Here is a 17,895-nt window from a genome sequence, read left to right on the forward strand (position 1 = left end):
GTGTGGGGAGGGTCACGGCTGGCGGGAGCTGGCCCGCAGGTATTGCAGGACGGCCAGCACCCTGCGGTGCTCGTGGGTGTCGGGAAGCAGGTTGAGCTTGGTGAAAATGGACCGGATGTGCTTCTCTACCGCGCGTTCCGTGATGAACAGCCGCGCCGCGATCCCGGCGTTGTTGAGGCCCTCGGCCATAGCGGCGAGCACCTCGGTTTCGCGTGGACTCAACCGGTCCAGCACGTTGTCGGTGTTGCGGCTCAGCAACTGCGCCACCACCTCCGGGTCGATGGCGGTCCCGCCGTCGGCGATACGGCGCAGGGTCTGCAGGAACTCGTCGATGTCGGCCACGCGGTCTTTGAGCAGGTAGCCGACCTTGGACGCGCCACCGCCCAGCAGTTGCGAGGCGTAGGTGCCGACCACGTGCTGGGAGAGCAGCAGCACCGCGACATCGGGATGCTCCTTGCGGATCCGGATCGCGGCGTGCATGCCTTCTTCCGAGTAGGTTGGCGGCATGCGGATGTCCACCAGGCACAAGTCCACGTCGTCGTGGCGGGCCACTGCGGCGAGGAGCGCGTCGGCGTCACCGACCTGGGCGACGATCTCGATACCCGCGTCTTCCAGAAGCCGGGCCATGCCGCCCCGCAGCAGTACCGAGTCCTCAGCGATGATCACGCGCACGGTTACGCCCTCCACGGAATGTCAGCGGTGAGGACCGTGCCCTCACCGGGCGGACTGTGGATGAACAGTTCACCGTCGACCGCCTCGACCCGGTCGGACAGTCCGTGCAGCCCGGTGCCGGACTGCGGGTCGGCGCCTCCGCGGCCGTTGTCGATGACGGTGATGCGGAGCAGGTCGTCCCGGCGGCGCCGAATCCGTTCGGCCCGGACCGTGACCGCGGACGCCTGCGCATGCTTGGCCACGTTGGTGAGCGCCTCGCAGACCACGTAGTAGGCGACGCCTTCAGCCCGTGGCGACGGTCGTTCGTCGAGGTGCACTTCGAGACGGACCGGCACCGGGCACCGTCCGGCAGCCACAGGGAGCGCGGCGTCAAGCCCATGGTCGGTGAGGACCTTCGGGTGTAGCCCGCGGGCCACCTCCCGCAGTTCCGCCATCACTGCCCGGGCTTCGCGCTGGGCTTCCTCCACCAGTTCCCGAGCCTGCTCCGGGTCGCGGTCGAATTTGGCGCGCGCCCGTGCCAAGGTCAGCGTGAGGGACAGCAGCCGCTGCTGCGCACCGTCGTGCAAGTCCCGTTCGATCCGGCGGCGTTCCGCTTCGGCCGCGTCCACCATGCGGGAACGGGTGTCGCTCAGCTCCCACAACCGACGGCGGACACGCACCTGGGGAGAGTCGAACAGGGTCCGTCGCATCACGGCGAGGTCGAGCCGCACCAGCCAGGGCGCAACCCACAGTCCGGCCACCACCAGGGGAGGCCCCGCCACGAGCACCGCCACCACCAAGGCCATACCGGTGACCTGCACCGATCCGCTCGTGAGGAGAGTGGCGGCGAGCGCGCCGATCCCACCGATCACCCCGCCCGCCCCATAGGCGATCAACAGCACGGCAAGCCCGCCGAACAGCAGCCCGGTGAGTCCGATCACCGTGGTGTGCCCCACCGCGGCCCAGGCGTCCCGGCCGACCACGAACCCGATGCCGCGGAGCAGTCGGAGCGTCCCGTCTCCCGCGGGAACCGTGGTCTCCACGATGCCGAACAGGGCCCCCGCCCGCCGTTTGTGGATGTGCACTCCCAGCCGGGCCAGGAGCGTGGCCACGGGGCCCGACCCCAGGGTGGCGGCGGAGAGGAGCAGCAGACGCCAGTCCGCAGGAGTCGTGCCGCGCACCACCTCGACGGTCGTGGACGACAAGGCGCCCACCATGACCGCCAGCAGCGCGGCCGGCACAAGGGAGACGGGAGCCAGCGCGAACGAGGTCAACAGGGAAAGCACGGCGACCAGGCGTTCCCACCACACCCCCACTCGGCTGTCTGCCATCTGCCGCTCCGTTTCGCCCGCTGGTTCATCGAACGCTTTCACGGTAGAAAACAACGGGATCCGGCACAGGAACGGCAGCACGTCAGATCACGGTGGTGTCAGCACTACCAAGCAGCGACTTTCCTGTTCTCGCCGCGCTGCTGCACCGGGTGTGCCGTGCTGCGTCCCGCAGCGCCAGGGGCACAGCGGACAGGTGGTGCGTCGGTTTCCGCTGGTGGGGATGGGGAGACAGGCTACCGTCCTCGGTAGGGTCTGCTGCGTGAGGTTCGCCCGATGTGTCGTTGCGGTGTGCGCTGTGCTGGTCGGAAGCGCGTGCACCCCCGTCGCCGACGGCTCCGCCTCGGGACCCCCCGAACGGACGCTCACCGTGTTCGCCGCGGCCTCCCTCACCGACGTCTTCCGGACGTGGGGCGCCCAGTTTGCGGAGCAGCATCCCGGCACCACCGTGGAGTTCGCTTTTGCGGGCAGCTCCGCGCTCGCCGAGCAGCTCGCGCAGGGCGCGCCCGCCGACGTGTTCGCCTCCGCCGACCAGGCCACCATGGACCGGGTCGTCGCTGACGTCGGCGTCGCCGACGAACCGGTGGTGTTCGCGCGCAACACGCTGCAGATCGCGGTCCCACCGGAGAACCCTGCCGGTATCGGCTCGCTGGACGACCTCGCCGCGGACGGGACAACGGTGGCGCTCTGCGCCGAGCACGTGCCGTGCGGTGCGGCATCCCGCGCGGTCCTGGACGCCGCCGGAGTGGCAGTGGACCCGGTGACGTGGGAGGAGGATGTGCGGGCCGCGCTCACCCGGGTCCGGTTGGGCGAAGTGGACGCCGCCCTCGTGTACCGCTCCGACGTGGTCGCCGCCGGAGGCGACGTGCACGGCATCGACATTCCGGAAGCGGCGGCCGCAGTCAACGACTATCCGATCGCGGTCCTCGCCGACGCGGCCGAACCGGAACTCGCCCAAGCGTGGACGGCTTTCGTGACCTCCCCGGACAACGCGAAAGTGCTGGACGATGCCGGCTTCCTCCTCCCCTAAGCCTGCCGGTGCCCCGCTGACAGGCCGGGTTCCCCGACTGCTGCTGGTGCCCGCGCTGCTCGGCTTCGGCTTCCTGATGCTGCCGCTGTTCGGCCTGCTTGCCCGCACCCCGTGGTCCACGCTGGGCGCCCAACTGTTCTCCACGGGGGTGCGCGACGCGCTCCTGCTCTCCCTGGCCACAGCGAGCGCAGCCACCGTGGTCTCCCTCGTGCTGGGGGTGCCGTTGGCCTGGCTGTTGGCCCGCACCGAGTTTCCGGGACGCAGCCTCGTCCGGGCCCTGGTCACCGTGCCGCTGGTGCTGCCTCCGGTCGTGGGCGGGGTGGCGCTGCTCATGGTGTGGGGGCGCAACGGGCTGCTCGGCCGCTACGTGGCCGAGTGGACCGGCTACGGGCTGCCGTTCACCCCCGCCGGGGTAGTGGCCGCGCAAGTGTTCGTGGCCATGCCGTTCCTGGTGATGAGCGTGGAAGGCGCGCTGCGCGGCATGGACCGGCGCTACGAGGAGGCTGCGGCCACGCTAGGGGCGAACCGGTGGACCGTGTTCCGCCGGGTGACGCTGCCCATGGTGGCGCCGGGGATTCTCGCCGGCGCGGTCCTGTGCTGGTCGCGGGCGCTCGGCGAATTCGGGGCGACCATCATGTTCGCGGGAAACTACCCCGGCCGCACCCAGACGATGCCGCTTGCGGTGTACTTGGAGATGCAGCGCAGTCCGGAGGCGGCGGTCGTGCTCAGCCTGGTGCTGCTCGCCGTCTCCGTTCTCATCCTCGTCGTGCTGCGGGACCACTGGCTGGGGGCACGGTGACCGCGCCCGTCCCCGTCGTGGACGCCCACCTGGTCGTCCACCATCCCGGTTTCACCGTGGAAACCCGCTTCCAGGTGGCGTCCGGCCACGTGCTGGCGCTGCTCGGCCCGAACGGTGCGGGAAAGTCCACGGTGCTGCGCGCCCTGGCCGGGCTGCTCCCCGCGCAGGGACACCTGCGGGTGGACGGGGTCGACCTGTTGTCCGTGCCCGCGGAGCGGCGCCCGGTCGGTTTCGTGTTCCAGGACTTTCTCCTGTTCCCCCACTTGACCGTGGTGGAGAACGTGGCATTCGGCCCGCGCTGCCAGGGCATGCCCGCGCGGCAGGCCCGCCGGCTCGCGCTCGACCTGCTCACCGACATGGGGGTGGCCGAGTACGCGCGTGCGCGGCCGCGCACGCTCTCCGGGGGCCAGCAGCAGCGGGTGGCGCTCGCCCGGGCGTTGGCGACCCGGCCCCGGCTTTTGCTGCTGGACGAGCCGATGGCCGCGTTGGACGCGGACACGCGGATGTCGGTCCGCACTATGCTCCGCTGCCGGCTCACCGCTTTCTCCGGGGCGACCGTACTGGTCACCCACGACCCGCTGGACGCGATGGTGCTCGCCGACCGGGTGCTGGTCCTAGAGGACGGGGTGTCCGTGCAGGAGGGGACGCCTGGGGACGTGGCGCGACGGCCCCGCACCGACTACGTGGCCCGCCTGGTGGGGGTGAACCTGTACCGGGGCCGGGCCGCGGGCACGCGGGTGCAGCTTGCGGGACCCCACGGCTCAGCCGTGGCGTTGACGGTGGCGTCTCCCCACGACGGGGAGGTGTTTGCCGCGTTCCCGCCGCATGCCGTAGCCCTGTACCGGGAGCGTCCCCACGGCAGTCCCCGCAACACGTGGCTGCTGACCGTGGACGGGGTGGAACGGTTCGGCCCCCACGTGCGGGTCCGCCTGTCCGGGGCGGTGGAGGTGAACGCCGACATCACCGCGGCCGCGCTCGCCGACCTCTCCCTCCGTCCGGGGGACCGGGTGTGGGCCGCGGTGAAAGCCACCGAAGTGGAGTGCTATCCGGTGTGAGCGGCGGGCTGCGGGGCCGGACTGCCGTGGCCTACTCCGCGAGGTGAGCGCCCGGCTCCTACTCTGCTTCCGCCAGGGCTTTCAGCCGCAGCAGCGTCTGCTCGATAGCGCGGGCGTTGCGCGCGGGATAGCCCGCCAGCTGGTAGAGGATCGCGAACGGGCCCGCCGGCGAATAGTCGAAGGTCTCCGTGACCCGGGTCGTGTGGTCGTCCACCGGTTCCAGTTGCCAGCGCCAGCGGTGCGGGCCGATGTGTCGCCAGGCGATGCGCCGGTTCTTCTCGTATTCCACTACCCGGTTGGTCATCCGGTAGGGCACGCCGAGCATCGACATGTCCATGCGGAACTCGGAGCCCGCGGTGAGGGTTTCCGGTCCGTGCAGGCAGCCGCTGACCATAGCGGACCCGTCGATCTCGGCGTGGCGGCGCGGATTCGTGAGGATCGCGAAGATCCGTTCGGCAGGGGCGTTCACGGTGATGCTGCGGGACACCTTCTGTGTGGCCATGGGCCCAACTTAACCGAGTGGCCCCGGCTAGCCGGGCAGGCCGTGGTGCTCTACCGCAACAAGAGAACCGTCTTTGGCGTCCCGGTGCACCACCCAGAACGCGCCTTTCCGCAGCGCCCACCGCGACCGGGCGGGGGCACCGGTCTGGGCGGCGGCTTCCGCCATGAGATCCGCCACGAGTTCGCCGTGCGTGCACACCAGAGTGGGCTGCCGCTCCTCGACCAGGGCCCGCATCGTCTGGCGGGCGGCCTGCGGGTCGTAAGCCTGGGCCCCGGAGCGGAGCACCCCCACGGTGAACGTGTGCTCCGTGCGGATCTCTACCCCGTGGGCGGCCGCGTACGGCACCACGGTCTCGAGACAGCGCGCGGCCGTCGAGGAGACCACGCGCAAAGGCCCGAATACGGCGAGGATGTCGGCTACTGCGCGCGCGTGGGCCCGCCCTGCCTCGTCCAACGGCCGAAGCAGGTCGTAATCGTGCCATTCGTTTTTGTTCCCGGCCGAGGCGTGCCGCAGCAGCACCAGCGGCACGGTCTGTGCGGGTCCGTGCAGGAAGTCGTCAAGGACGCGGACGTCGCTGGGATAGGTGAGCCGGGCGCGGGCTTCTGCCGCGGGCAGCCATTCGACCGCGTCCACCTCCGCGGTGGGGGTGAACTGGGCGGTCGTGCCCGGTGCGGGGGTGGCGGCCCACCAGTCGACCTGTTTGGGCCAACCGGACTTCCAGTAGCGCTGCGTGGCCAGGCGACGGCCCAGCCTCGGGGTGACCCCGGTCTCTTCCACGGTTTCCCGCACCGCGGCGACGAGGACGTGCTCCCCTTCGTCCAGTTTCCCTTTCGGCAGGGTCCAGTCGTTGTAGCGGGGCCGGTGGACCAGGGCTATTTCGCGGCCGCGGCCGGTGTCCCGCCACAGGACGGTCCCCGCGGCCCGGACAGGTTCCAGGTAGCCGCCGGGCGCGGCGGATTCCACGGCGTCCGGATGCCGGTCAGGAGTGGGCGGCGGCTCAGTCATCGACCACCCTCAGGTAGCGGTCGCCGCGCAGGGTGCTCTGTACGTCCACGAGCGGGTTTCCTTCCTCATCGTGGGTGAACCGGGTCCAACTGCCGTCCGGGTTGAGGTGCCACGACGACGTGCTGTCCGCCATGGCCAGGTCCATGAGGGTCATGAGCCGGGAACGCTGCCCCGGATCAACGATGCGGACCAGCACTTCCACCCTGCGGTCCAGGTTGCGCGGCATGAGGTCGGCGCTTCCGATCCACACCTGCGGCTCTCCGCCGTTGGCGAAGACGAAGATGCGGGAGTGCTCCAGGAACCGGCCGAGGATGCTGCGCACCCGGATCGTCTCGGAGAGCCCTGGCACCCCGGGGCGGAGGACGCAGCTGCCCCGCACCCACAGGTCGATGGGGACCCCGGCCCGGGACGCGAGGTAGAGGGCGTCGACGATCTCCTCGTCGACCAGCGAGTTGGTTTTGATGCGGATGCGGGCTGGCAGCCCTTGCTCATGGTTGGCGATCTCGTGCTGGATCTGGCGCAGCAGGGCTTCCCGCAGCGCGTGCGGGGCCACGAGCAGCCGCCGGTAGTGCTTTTTACGGGAGAAGCCGGTGAGGTGGTTGAACAGGTCGCTGAGGTCTTCGCCTACTTCCGGGTCGGCGCTGAACAGTCCGAAGTCCTCGTAGATGCGGGCGGTGCGCGGATTGTAGTTGCCGGTACCGATGTGGCAGTAGCGGCGCAGGCTGCCGTCGTCTTCTTCCCGGACGACGAGGGCGAGCTTGCAGTGGGTCTTCAACCCGACCACCCCGTAGACCACGTGGCAGCCCGCCATCTCCAGTTTGCGGGCCCAGCGAATGTTGTTCTGCTCGTCGAAGCGGGCCTTGATCTCCACGAGGACGATGACTTCTTTGCCGGAGCGGGCGGCTTCGATGAGGGCCTCCATGATCGGGGAGTCGCCGCTGGTGCGGTACAGGGTCTGTTTGATCGCCCGCACTTTCGGGTCGGAGGCCGCGAGTTCGATGAACCGCTGGGTGGTGGTGGCGAACGACTCGTAGGGGTGGTGGACGAGGAGTTCGCTGCGGCGCAGCACTTCGAAGAAGTCGTTGTGGGCGAGGACGCGCGGCTCGACCGGGACCATCGGCGGGTATTTGAGTTCCGGCCGGTCGAGTTCGTGGAGTTGGGCGAGGCCGGAGAGGTCCAGCGGGCCGGGCACGCGGTAGGTCTCTTCTTCGTCCGCGCCGAGTTCTTCGCGGAGGAGGGTGAGGATCTCGTCGGAGATGGTCTCTTCGACCTCCAGGCGCACGAGGGGTCCGAAGCGGCGGCGCAGCAGTTCCCGTTCCAGGGATTTGACGAGGTCGTCGGTTTCGTCTTCGTCCACTTCTAGGTCGGCGTTGCGGGTGACCCGGAACGCGTGGTGTTCCAGGATCTCCATGCCTTCGAACAGTTGCGGCAGGTGCGCGGAGATGACGTCTTCGACGGGGACGAAACGCTGGCCGCCGAGTTCGGTGAAGCGCGGCAGCGCCGGGGGGACTTTGATGCGCGCGAACGTCTGCCGTCCCGTGTGCGGGTCGCACACTCGGACCGCGAGGTTGAGGGAGCGCCCGGAAATGTAGGGGAACGGGTGGGCCGGGTCGACGGCGAGCGGGGTGAGCACCGGGTAGATCGTGCGGCGGAAGAAGCGGTGCATCTGCTGCTTCTCTTCGGTGGTGAGGTCGTTCCAGCGCACGATGCGGATCCCGGCTTCGGCGAGCGCCGGCGCTACCGAGGTGTGGAAGCATGCCGCGTGCCGTTCCATGAGCTCGTGGGTGACTTTGCTGATCTCCCGTAGTTGTTCGCGGGGGTCCTGCCGGGAGGAGACGGGGACCCCGGTGGCGAGGCGGCGTTTGAGTCCGGCGACCCGCACCATGAAGAACTCGTCGAGGTTGCTGGAGAAGATGGACAGGAACAGGGCCCGTTCCAGCAGCGGCAGCGTGGTGTCTTCCGCGAGTTCCAGGACCCGCTGGTTGAAGCGGAGCCAGCCGATCTCCCGGTTCATGAAGCGGTCGGGGGGCAGGAGGTCTCTGTCTCGGGTGAGCATCTGCGCTGCGTTCACCGCTACGGCCGCTGTCTTCTTCTGCACCATGCGAAGCTGCCCCCACTTCCCGTGCATCCGGGCACCGACGCCCCGCTGACCCCTGTGATATTCAGGCAACATGCCCCGGAACAGTGAACCCCAAAACGCCCACCGGGGGACTTTAGGCATATGCCACGTAACGTTCTGTGATGAATAGACCGGCGGGGAAGCGGCGGAACGCCGGAGAGGCACGGGATGCCCGGTCGGGTGCTGCGGGCCACGGCCCCGCCGCGGAACGCGGATTTCTACCCCTTGGTAGCGGGGTGTTTTCGCTATTTCACGGACAGCAGCGGGTTGTTCCCGCCATCCTGGGACGTATGCGACGCGAACGTGTGGAGTACATTGGCGGCCCGCTCGACGGCAAGATCGTGGAGCTCGGGCCAGACGAGGACGTCACGGTCGGCGCCTACCTGACCATTCCGGGGCACACTCAGCGGGCGGTCTACGAGCCGGTGCCCGGGGACATTGTGTACCGGTGGCATTTCCTGGGGTGGATCGACCGCTGACACCGCCGTGTCCGTGCCGCGGGGCGGCCCGGTCGGAATCGGCGCCGCCCGTCCGCGGCGGCCAGGCTCAGGCGGTGCGGGAAGCGGCACGCTCAGCCGCGGCCAGTGCAGTGACCGCGCCCAACTCCCAGCACGCTTCCCGGTCCGCGCGGGACAGTTCGCCGACCACGGTGACGGGCGGCCGGTGCCGGTGCCAGGACATGCCTTTGGCGATGGTCTCCACGGAGCGGACCGCGCCGGTGGTGTCGTTGTTGCCGTGCACGTAGAGCGTGTAGGGCAGGCCCGCGGTCTCTGAGAGGCACGGGTAGTACACCTGGTCGAAGAAGTGTTTGAGGGCGCCGGACATGTAGCCGATGTTGGCGGGGGTGCCGAGGATGACCGCGTCCGCGGCGAGCACGTCCACAGCGGTAGCGGCCAGTGCCGCGCGGGTCACCACTTCGACGCCGTCGATCTCGTCGGTTCGTGCTCCTTCCAGGACCGCTTCCAGCATCGCCTGGGTGCTAGGAGACGTGGTGTGGTGCACGATCAACAGTCGGGCCATGTCCCCAGTATCCCCGCACCACCGTGGCCAAGCCGATCAGGCCCGTACGCCACGCCGCCGTGCCTCTTCCCACGGCTCCGTCCGTCCACTGCTCAGCTCACAGCGGCCCGGCGCAGCAGATAGACGTCCATCACCCAGCCTTGCGCCGCCTTGGCGCGTTTTCGGGCGGCGCGGATCGCGTCCATCACCTCACCAAGCCGTCCTGCGACCAGCTCCTCGCTTGCGGTGCCAAGGTTGGCGCCCCACCAGATATCCCAGCCCGCACCGGGCAGCTCAGCACAGGACAGGCAGCCGTCGAGAAACACCACCAGAGTGTCGGCCCCGCGGGCCACATCGGTGCCGAGCCGCCGTCCGGTCGTCACCGTGATCGGGCCGCCGATGCGGTTGAGCACGATCCGGTGTCGGGCTGCGAGCAGCTGGACGCTACTCACTCCCGGAATCACCTGGTAGTCCAGGTCCACTCCGCAAGATCGGATGCGTTCCACCACCCGGATCGTGCTGTCGTAGAGGCTTGGATCACCCCAGACGAGAAAACCAAGCACCTCATCGGGGCGGGTGTGTTTCACGATGGCGTCCGTATAGGCGCGTGCTCGGGCAGCATGCCAGTCCCGGACCTGCCGGCCGTAGCCGTGGTCCGCCACGGGGGCACGGTCTCGCGGCGGGTCAGGCACCGTCACGATCCGGTAGTTGTTTCCAGTGATGTGGCGGCGGCAGATTTCTTCCCGCAGCGCCACCAAGTCACCGGTGCCTTCCCGGCCTGCCGCTGCCTCTTTGTCCGCGACAAGAAAGACGTCGACCTCGTTGAGCGCCCGGACAGCCTCGACCGTGAGCTGGTCGGGTCCGCCCGGCCCGATACCGATGAGCAGGGCTTTCCGGGTCACGTCCGATTCGTCCCCCGGTCCTCCAGTTCTCCCTCGACTTCCAGGTAGACGCGGCGCAGCGCCTCCATTGTCTGTGGGTGGGGCTCCCGCCACAGGCCACGATCAGCAGCCTCGGTGAGCCGCTCCACAATGCCCTGGAGCGCCCAGGGGTTCGCTTGCCGGAGGAACTCCTGATTCTCGGTGTCCAGGACATAGGTCTGGGCGAGGGTCTCATACATCCAGTCGTCGACCACCCCCGCGGTCGCGTCGTAGCCGAACAGGTAGTCGACAGTGGCGGCCAGTTCAAATGCGCCCTTATAACCGTGGTTCCGCATCGCCGCCAGCCACCGGGGGTTAACCACTCGGGCACGGAAAACCCGGGCGGTCTCTTCCCGCAGCGACCGGGTGCGCACCTGGTCCGGTGTGGTGGAATCGCCGATGTAGGCCTTCGGCTCGACGCCGGTGAGGGCGCGCACGGTGGCGACCATGCCGCCGTGGTATTGGAAGTAGTCGTCCGAGTCGGCGATGTCGTGCTCGCGGGTGTCCGTATTCTTCGCGGCTACCGCGATCCTCCGATAGTTGGCACGCATGTCTTCCGCAGAAGGCTCACCGTGCAGGTTGCGCCCGTAGGCGAAACCGCCCCACGCGGTGTAGACCTCGGCGAGATCAGCGTCGCTACGCCAGTCACCAGAGTCGATCAGCTGGAGCAGGCCTGCCCCGTAGGCACCGGGGGCGGAACCGAAGATGCGCCGCAGCGCGCGTTCACGGTCACCGTGTTCCGCGAGGTCGCTGCGGACGTGAGCCCGCACGTAGTTAGCGTCGTCCGGTTCGTCGAGTTCCGCCACCATGCGGACGGCGTCGTCGAGCATGGCGACCGCGTGAGGGAAGGCGTCTCGGAAGAACCCGGAGATGCGGACGGTGACGTCGATGCGTGGGCGTCCCAACTCGGGCAGCGGGATGACGCTCAGCTCCCGCACCCGGCGGGACACCTCGTCCCATTCGGGGCGCACCCCGAGGAGAGCGAGCACCTCAGCGATGTCGTCTCCAGAGGTACGCATAGCTGAGGTTCCCCATACTGATAGCCCCACCGAACGCGGATACTCGCCGGTTTCGGCGCGGTAGCGTTCAATAAGCGCGTCAGCCAATGCTTTCCCGGTCTCGTAGGCGAGCTGGCTCGGGATGGCCCGGGGGTCGACGGTGTAAAAGTTGCGGCCGGTGGGCAGTACGTTAACCAGGCCACGCAGCGGCGATCCCGACGGTCCGGCGGGAACGAAGCCGCCGTTGAGGGCATGGAGTACCGCGGTGATTTCTTGACGGGTGTCTGCGAGCCGTGGAATGACGTGCTCGGCCGCAAACCGGAGCACCCGGACCACGTCCGGAGCGGTCTCGCCGAGCCGGTCCGCCACGACCTGTGCCTGTTCCGGATCCCAGCCGGCTTCCTCCATGGCCTCGACCAGGGCGCGGGCCCGGGCTTCGACGGCGTCAACCTCCGCCCGGTTTCCGGTGTCTCCCGCCAGGCCGAGAGCACGGCGCAGTCCAGGCACAGCACCGGCCTGCCCACCCCACACTTGGACAGCACGCAGGATGGCCAGCACCAGGTTGACGCGGGCCTCGCCGACAGGCGCCCCACCTAGCACGTGCAGTCCGTCGCGGATTTGAGAGTCTTTGACTTCGCACAGCCAGCCGTCGACGTGCAGCAGGAAGTCGTCGAATTCCGCGTCATGCGGCCGCTCGGACAGCCCCAGGTCACGGTCGAGTTTGGCGGCCTGGATGAGAGTCCAGATCTGCGCCCGGATCGCGGGAAGCTTCGCCGGATCCATCGCGGCGATGTTGGCGTGCTCGTCGAGGAGCTGCTCCAGCCGGGCGATGTCGCCGTAAGACTCGGCGCGTGCCATCGGGGGCACAAGATGGTCGATGATCGTCGCGTGGGCCCGCCGCTTAGCCTGCGCCCCTTCACCCGGGTCGTTGACGAGGAAGGGGTAGATGAGCGGCACCGCGCCGAGTGCGGCATCGGTGGCGCACGCCGCGGACAGTGCGGCGTTCTTGCCGGGCAGCCACTCCAGGGAGCCGTGTTTGCCGAGGTGGACGATGGCGTGGGCGCCGAAGCCGCATTCCAGCCACCGGTATGCGGCGAGGTAGTGGTGGGACGGCGGCAGGTCGGGGTCGTGGTAGATCGCCACCGGGTTCTCTCCGAAACCACGCGGCGGCTGGATCATGAGCACCACGTTGCCTGCCTGGAGGGTAGCGAGCACGATGTCGCCGTTGTCGACGAAAAGCGTGCCGGGCGGCTCTCCCCAGTGCTCGTTCACCGCGTCAATCAGTTCACCGGGCAGGTCGGCGATCCACTCCCGGTAGCGTTCGGCCGGGATGCGCACCGGATTTCCCGCTAACTGTTCGGCGGTCAGCCACTCCTCGTCCTGTCCACCGGCTTCGATGAGGGCGTGGATGAGGGTGTTACCCGCTTCGGTCTCGTCCGCCAGGTCCACACCGGGAAACCCGTCTCCCAGGTCGTATCCGGCGTCCCGCATGGCCCGCAGCAACCGCACCGCGGAGACGGGGGTGTCCAGGCCCACGGCGTTGCCGACTCGGGAATGCTTGGTGGGGTAGGCCGACAGCACGATCGCGACCCGGCGCTGGGCGGGTGGGATGTGCCGCAGCCGGGCATGAGCGACGGCGATGTCGGCTACTCGGCGGCACCGTTCCGCATCGGTGACGTAGTGGGGCAGTCCTTCGTCGTCGAACTCCTTGAAGGAGAACGGCACGGTGATGATGCGCCCGTCGAATTCGGGGACGGCGATCTGGGATGCAGAGTCGAGGGGGGACGTCCCCTCGTCGGAAGCCTTCCACTGATCACGCCCCCACGTCAGGCAGAGCGCCTGCAGGATCGGAATGTCGAGTCGCGCTAGTTCACCAACGTCCCACGCCTCGTCGTCGCCTCCAGCACTGGCTGTGGCCGGGCGGGTTCCTCCCGCGGCGAGCACGGTGACGACCAGCGCATCCAGGGTGCCGAGCTCCGCGAGGAGTTCCGGGGATGCGCTGCGCAGCGACGTGCAGTAGATGGGGACGGCGACCGCTTCGCCGGTAGCGTCGACCGCGTCAGCCAGGTCGTGGACGAAACGAGTATTCCCGCTGGCCTGGTGGGCGCGGTAGTAGAGGATGCCAATCCTCGGCAGCCCGTCCCGGTCCGCCTGTGGTGGCGTGGACCGCTCAAGCAGGCCCCATTCGGGCAGTTCTGTCGGCGGATCAAAACTCCCACCGGTCAGCAGCACGGTGCTGCTGAGGAAGGCATGCAGCGCAGCGAGGTTGTCGGGCCCCCCGTGGGCCAGATAGCGGTGGGCTTCAGCAGCGATCCCGACGGGTACGGTGGAATGGCTCATCAGCTCCGCGTCCGGGGTCTGCTCTCCGCCCAGCACCACAACGGGGACGCCATGGGTTAAAACCTGGTCGAGGCCCTCCTGCCACGAGCGCGCAGACCCCAGAATGCGCACAATTACCAGGTCAGCGCCGTGAAGCAGGGCGTGGAGCGAACCGGGATCTGTTCCGGTGACGTCGAGACGCGACGGGTTGCCCCAGACGTAGTTTGCGCCGCTGGCACGTGCCGACAGCAGGTCGGTGTCCGAGGTGGAAAGCAGTGCTATGCGAGGCATCGGCGACCTCTCCCAGCCCCAACAATCGAGGGAGTCGGTGGACCCGCGGCGGGCGGTACAGGACGCGGCACAGCATCAGCCATGGTCATGGTCTCCAAACCCTCGTGGACATGACGCGTCGTGGCCGGTCTCCTGGCTGACGAGTCACCGCCGCCGAGCTGACCTTCCCAGGCTGGTGCCCGGTGGCCGCGGGGTGGTTTCCCCAAGCAAAGCTCGACGACTCCTCGATCACAGTGGCGAGGGCCGCGCCGGTCTTGCACCGGTCTTCCCGTTCACCACGACGCGACCACCATAGCGCAGGGCAAGAAAGCGTATGCAACCATGTTCCGGTGTTCTGTCTACAGCCACCTGACCGCTGCCCCGGCGTGCTGCGTCCCCATTTCGCAGCCGACGGCGCTCTGCTGCGTATTCGTATTCCCGGGGGGCATATTAGCCGTCGCGGGATAGCCACGCTTAGCCAGATCACCGCAAAATTCGGCGACGGTAATCTCCATTTAACTTCACGTGGAAACGTGCAAATCAGAGGGATTCCCGTCACAGATGATCAACAGATTCCCAACGAATTACCTCATATTGTGGCAGCATCCGGATTCCTGCCTTCATCTACCCATGATCGGGTACGCAATATTGTCGCTTCTCCCCTTTCCGGAATAATCGGTGGCAGAATGGATGTTCGCCCCCTCGTCTCCGCTCTAGACCGGGCACTGTGCACTGATCCACGACTGGCAGAGCTGCCCGGACGGTTCCTTTTCGGTCTTGATGACGGCCGCGGCGATCTCGCTGGAATGCCTATCGACTTAGGAATTTACGCGATCGACGAACGGTCGGCACAAATACGTGTCGGCACCTTTTCAGGGCCTGTGATTTCATCTACAGAAATCGTTGATATAATCCTTGATCTCGCTCACCGTTTTCTCGATATAAGCGAGGGAAAATGGAATGTCGTTCAGCTACCAAAAAAAGGACGAGAACTACTCAACAACGTCGAGTTTTCCAATTTTTTACGCCATACAAAAAGCGGCGATCGCTGGAGCGTTGAACGGTTTCGAAGAAACATCCTTCACGGAATTATCACCATTTCCACCGCTGAATCCGCTGTGGCGGGTTCAGTGCCGCTAGGCGTTCTCACCCCGCCCATGCAGCGGGCTCTCTTGGATGCAGCGGAGCACAGCGACAGCACGATCATCCTCACCCCGTGGCGGGGAGTGATCGTCACCCCTGTCCCCACCGACCAGGCCAGCAACGTCGCAGCTTTGCTCCAGGAAGCCGGGCTGGTCCTCGACCCGGCATCGCCGTGGAGCCGGATCAGCGCCTGCATCGGCTCCCCCGGCTGTGCTCGCAGCCGTGGCGACACCCGGTCTCAAGCCGTCAAGCTCGTCCGCCGCCTATCCTCCCCCGACACATCCGACGACGGATCCCCCTACCACATCGCCGGGTGCGAACGCGCCTGCGGTGCCCCGCACACCCCGCACACCCTCGTCCTTCTCGGGAGCAGCACGTGACACCGCATTCCGACAGGCCCACCCCGCTCTCCCCGCCGCCTCGGCGCTACACCTACGAGACCGACAGCGCAACCATCTACGCGCACTCCTTCGCCACCATCCGGGCCGAAGCCGACCTGTCCGGGCTCCCCACGGACGCCGAAAAGATTGCGGTCCGCATGATCCACGCCTGCGGCCAAACCGACCTCGCCCGTGACCTGGTCATCCACCCCAACCTGGTGCCCGCGGCCCGAGACGCGCTGCGCGGCGGGGCCCCCATCCTCACCGACGCACGCATGGTGGCGTCCGGGGTGACCCGTTCCCGGCTCCCCGCCGACAACGAGGTGCTGTGTCTGCTCAACGACCCTCGTGTTCCCCAACTCGCCACGGCGTGGGGGACGACGCGCTCCGCGGCCGCGGTGTCGCTGTGGACGGACCGCTTGGCAGGCGCAGTCATCGCGATCGGCAACGCCCCCACCGCCCTATTCCACCTGCTAGAGCTGATCGACTCCGGCGCGCCCCGACCAGCCGCGATCATCGGCGTGCCCGTCGGGTTCATCGGCGCGGCCGAATCCAAAGAAGCCCTCATGTCCCACCCCGCAGGCATCCCCTACCTGGTGGTACGTGGCCGCCGCGGAGGCTCGGCGCTAGCCGCGTCCGCGGTCAACGCTCTCGCGCAGGAGGAGGAATGAGCAGCACCCCCGGCCGCCTGTACGGCGTCGGCCTAGGTCCTGGAGACCCGGAATTCATCACCCGCAAAGCAGCCCGACTGATTGCCGAAGCCGACGTCATCGCCTACTACTCAGGGACACACGGCCGCTCTATCGCCCGATCTATTGCCGCAGATGTGATCCCGGAGGGAGTGATCGAGGAGAAACTCGTCTACCCGGTGACGACCGGAACCACGGACCATCCGGGCGGCTACGAGGGCGCCATCACCGAGTTCTACGACGCGTCCGCCCAACGGCTCGCCGCCCACCTGTCACAAGGGCGGGACGTCGTGGTGCTGTGTGAGGGCGACCCGCTGTTCTACGGCTCGTACATGTACCTGCACGACCGGCTGGCCTCCCGGTTTCCCACCGAGATCGTCCCCGGTGTGACGTCGATATCCGCGGCTTCTGCTGCGGCGGCGTGCCCGCTCGTGCGCCGCACCGACGTGTTGACGATCCTCCCAGGGACCCTGCCCCCACCCGAGCTGGCCCGGCGACTGGCCGACACTGACGCTGCCGCAGTACTGAAGCTCGGCCGCCGCACCTTCGCCGGTGTGCGCGAGGCGCTAGCCCAGGCAGGGCGACTGGAGGACGCTGTCTACGTGGAACGCGCCTCCATGGCTGAACAGCGGATACTTCCAGTAGGGGACGTAGCTTCCGACGATGTCCCCTATTTCTCGCTGATTCTCAGCTCCGGGGACAGCACGCCACGCAACCGGAGACCGCGAGGCAGAGTCCGTGCACCGCAGCGCACCCCAGCCCCCCATCATCCGGACTCGCCCGCCGAACTACTCGTGGTGGGTCTCGGCCCCGCTGGCGAGCAGTGGCTGACCCCGGAAGCAGCGCAGGCGCTCGCCAACGTCGACCACGTGGTCGGCTACGGCCCGTACGTGGACCGCGTTCCGGTGCGTCCCGGTCAGCAGCGGCACTCCAGCGGCAACACGGTCGAATTGGATCGGGCCCGGTTCGCTCTTGACCTGGCCTTAGCCGGGGAGCGGGTGGCCGTGGTCTCAGGCGGGGACGCTGGCGTGTTCGGGATGGCCTCGGCGGTCTTCGAAGCGGCCCAGGATCCCCGCTACGCGGACGTTCCTGTGCGGGTACTGCCAGGGCTGACCGCGGTGCAAGCAGTGGCGGCACGAGCGGGCGCGCCCATTGGCGGGGATTTTGCGGTGCTGAGCCTGTCCGACCGGCTCAAACCGTGGGAGGTGATCGAAGCCCGGTTGGAGGCGGCAGCCCGCGCCGACTTAGTGCTGGCGATCTACAACCCTGCGTCCCGTTCCCGGCGCACCCAGGTGGCGCGAGCCCGCGACGTCCTGTTGCGACACCGGCGGGACAACACCCCGGTGGTGGTCGGCCGTGACGTGGGCCGCGAGGGCGAGTCGGTGGAGGTCACCACGCTGGGAAAGCTCGACCCGGAAGGCATCGACATGCGGTGCCTGCTCATCGTGGGCTCCTCCAGCACCTCCGTGACGGCTGCGGGAGCGGTGTGGACACCGCGGTTTGTGGCGGAATAGCTCACGCAAATCCCGCTTCCGGGCAAGCACGCGGCGGGAAACACCCCTGCGCTGCAGCGGGGAACTCTCGTGGCCGTGCCGCGGCTGGCGGGGTGCGGTGCGCGCGCCGCACAGGGCGGCACTGCGCGGCCGGGTACACCCGCCCACACCCTCTCGGCAGGTCCTAGCCGCCCA

Annotated in this window: 15 protein-coding genes and 1 riboswitch; of the genes, 7 read left to right on the forward strand and 8 right to left on the reverse strand. The window is 68.2% G+C overall.

Annotated elements, in window-relative coordinates; all coding sequences use genetic code 11:
- Positions 1–12 precede the first annotated feature (12 nt).
- Complete coding sequence (locus CW348_RS07955; RefSeq protein ID WP_016188122.1) at positions 13–672, reverse strand: response regulator transcription factor; 660 nt, start codon at positions 670–672, stop codon at positions 13–15.
- 2 nt (positions 673–674) lie between these two features.
- Positions 675–1,982, reverse strand: coding sequence for a histidine kinase (locus CW348_RS07960; protein ID WP_104612654.1), 1,308 nt, complete (start codon positions 1,980–1,982; stop codon positions 675–677).
- A gap of 259 nt (positions 1,983–2,241) precedes the next feature.
- Between CW348_RS07960 and modA the strand changes: the two genes are divergently transcribed.
- The 3 genes from modA to CW348_RS07975 are packed head-to-tail and all read left to right on the forward strand — an operon-like array spanning position 2,242 to position 4,863.
- A complete protein-coding gene (gene modA / locus CW348_RS07965; protein WP_011290775.1) occupies positions 2,242–3,009 on the forward strand; it encodes a molybdate ABC transporter substrate-binding protein in 768 nt (255 codons plus the stop codon).
- The gene (locus tag CW348_RS07970) at positions 2,987–3,808 is read left to right on the forward strand and encodes an ABC transporter permease (protein ID WP_104612632.1); all 822 of its coding nucleotides are present in this window, start codon (positions 2,987–2,989) and stop codon (positions 3,806–3,808) included. Before modA ends, CW348_RS07970 begins: the two co-directional genes overlap by 23 nt.
- The gene (locus CW348_RS07975) at positions 3,805–4,863 is read left to right on the forward strand and encodes an ABC transporter ATP-binding protein (RefSeq protein ID WP_104612631.1); all 1,059 of its coding nucleotides are present in this window, start codon (positions 3,805–3,807) and stop codon (positions 4,861–4,863) included. Before CW348_RS07970 ends, CW348_RS07975 begins: the two co-directional genes overlap by 4 nt.
- 58 nt (positions 4,864–4,921) lie before the next feature.
- On the opposite strand, the gene CW348_RS07980 is transcribed toward CW348_RS07975, so the two are convergent.
- Genes CW348_RS07980 through CW348_RS07990 form a run of 3 tightly spaced genes read right to left on the reverse strand, consistent with a single transcriptional unit; the run spans position 4,922 to position 8,471 of the window.
- Positions 4,922–5,365, reverse strand: a complete 444-nt coding sequence (locus CW348_RS07980) for an SRPBCC family protein (protein ID WP_011290772.1) — start codon at positions 5,363–5,365, stop codon at positions 4,922–4,924.
- 27 nt (positions 5,366–5,392) lie between these two features.
- Positions 5,393–6,370 (reverse strand): NUDIX domain-containing protein, encoded by a 978-nt coding sequence (locus CW348_RS07985; RefSeq protein WP_011290771.1) that lies wholly within the window; start codon positions 6,368–6,370, stop codon positions 5,393–5,395.
- Positions 6,363–8,471, reverse strand: coding sequence for an RNA degradosome polyphosphate kinase (locus CW348_RS07990; RefSeq protein ID WP_011290770.1), 2,109 nt, complete (start codon positions 8,469–8,471; stop codon positions 6,363–6,365). The genes CW348_RS07985 and CW348_RS07990 overlap by 8 nt, the downstream gene beginning before the upstream one ends.
- A 308-nt stretch (positions 8,472–8,779) precedes the next feature.
- On the opposite strand from CW348_RS07990, the gene CW348_RS07995 reads away from it, so the two are divergent.
- The gene (locus tag CW348_RS07995) at positions 8,780–8,968 is read left to right on the forward strand and encodes a hypothetical protein (protein ID WP_016188119.1); all 189 of its coding nucleotides are present in this window, start codon (positions 8,780–8,782) and stop codon (positions 8,966–8,968) included.
- A gap of 67 nt (positions 8,969–9,035) precedes the next feature.
- On the opposite strand, the gene CW348_RS08000 is transcribed toward CW348_RS07995, so the two are convergent.
- The 3 genes from CW348_RS08000 to cobN all read right to left on the reverse strand — a co-directional run bounded on the left by CW348_RS08000 (position 9,036) and on the right by cobN (position 14,016).
- Positions 9,036–9,509: a flavodoxin family protein gene (locus CW348_RS08000; protein WP_011290768.1), complete on the reverse strand. Its 474-nt coding sequence runs from the start codon at positions 9,507–9,509 to the stop codon at positions 9,036–9,038.
- A gap of 92 nt (positions 9,510–9,601) precedes the next feature.
- The gene (cobF, locus tag CW348_RS08005) at positions 9,602–10,390 is read right to left on the reverse strand and encodes a precorrin-6A synthase (deacetylating) (protein ID WP_011290767.1); all 789 of its coding nucleotides are present in this window, start codon (positions 10,388–10,390) and stop codon (positions 9,602–9,604) included.
- Positions 10,387–14,016 (reverse strand): cobaltochelatase subunit CobN, encoded by a 3,630-nt coding sequence (cobN, locus tag CW348_RS08010; RefSeq protein WP_011290766.1) that lies wholly within the window; start codon positions 14,014–14,016, stop codon positions 10,387–10,389. The genes cobF and cobN overlap by 4 nt, the downstream gene beginning before the upstream one ends.
- A 104-nt stretch (positions 14,017–14,120) precedes the next feature.
- Positions 14,121–14,322, reverse strand: a riboswitch (cobalamin riboswitch).
- 59 nt (positions 14,323–14,381) lie between these two features.
- Here cobN and CW348_RS15930 point away from each other — a divergent pair.
- The 3 genes from CW348_RS15930 to CW348_RS08025 are packed head-to-tail and all read left to right on the forward strand — an operon-like array spanning position 14,382 to position 17,721.
- Complete coding sequence (locus CW348_RS15930) at positions 14,382–15,518, forward strand: nitrite/sulfite reductase (RefSeq protein ID WP_196794328.1); 1,137 nt, start codon at positions 14,382–14,384, stop codon at positions 15,516–15,518.
- Positions 15,515–16,189 carry a precorrin-8X methylmutase gene (locus CW348_RS08020; RefSeq protein ID WP_011290764.1) on the forward strand — a complete coding sequence of 225 codons (675 nt, stop codon included), beginning with the start codon at positions 15,515–15,517 and terminating at the stop codon, positions 16,187–16,189. The genes CW348_RS15930 and CW348_RS08020 overlap by 4 nt, the downstream gene beginning before the upstream one ends.
- A complete protein-coding gene (locus CW348_RS08025) occupies positions 16,186–17,721 on the forward strand; it encodes a precorrin-2 C(20)-methyltransferase (protein WP_011290763.1) in 1,536 nt (511 codons plus the stop codon). Before CW348_RS08020 ends, CW348_RS08025 begins: the two co-directional genes overlap by 4 nt.
- Positions 17,722–17,895 lie beyond the last annotated feature (174 nt).

The sequence above is a fragment of the Thermobifida sp. genome, assembly GCF_017577275.1.
GTDB lineage: Bacteria > Actinomycetota > Actinomycetes > Streptosporangiales > Streptosporangiaceae > Thermobifida > Thermobifida fusca.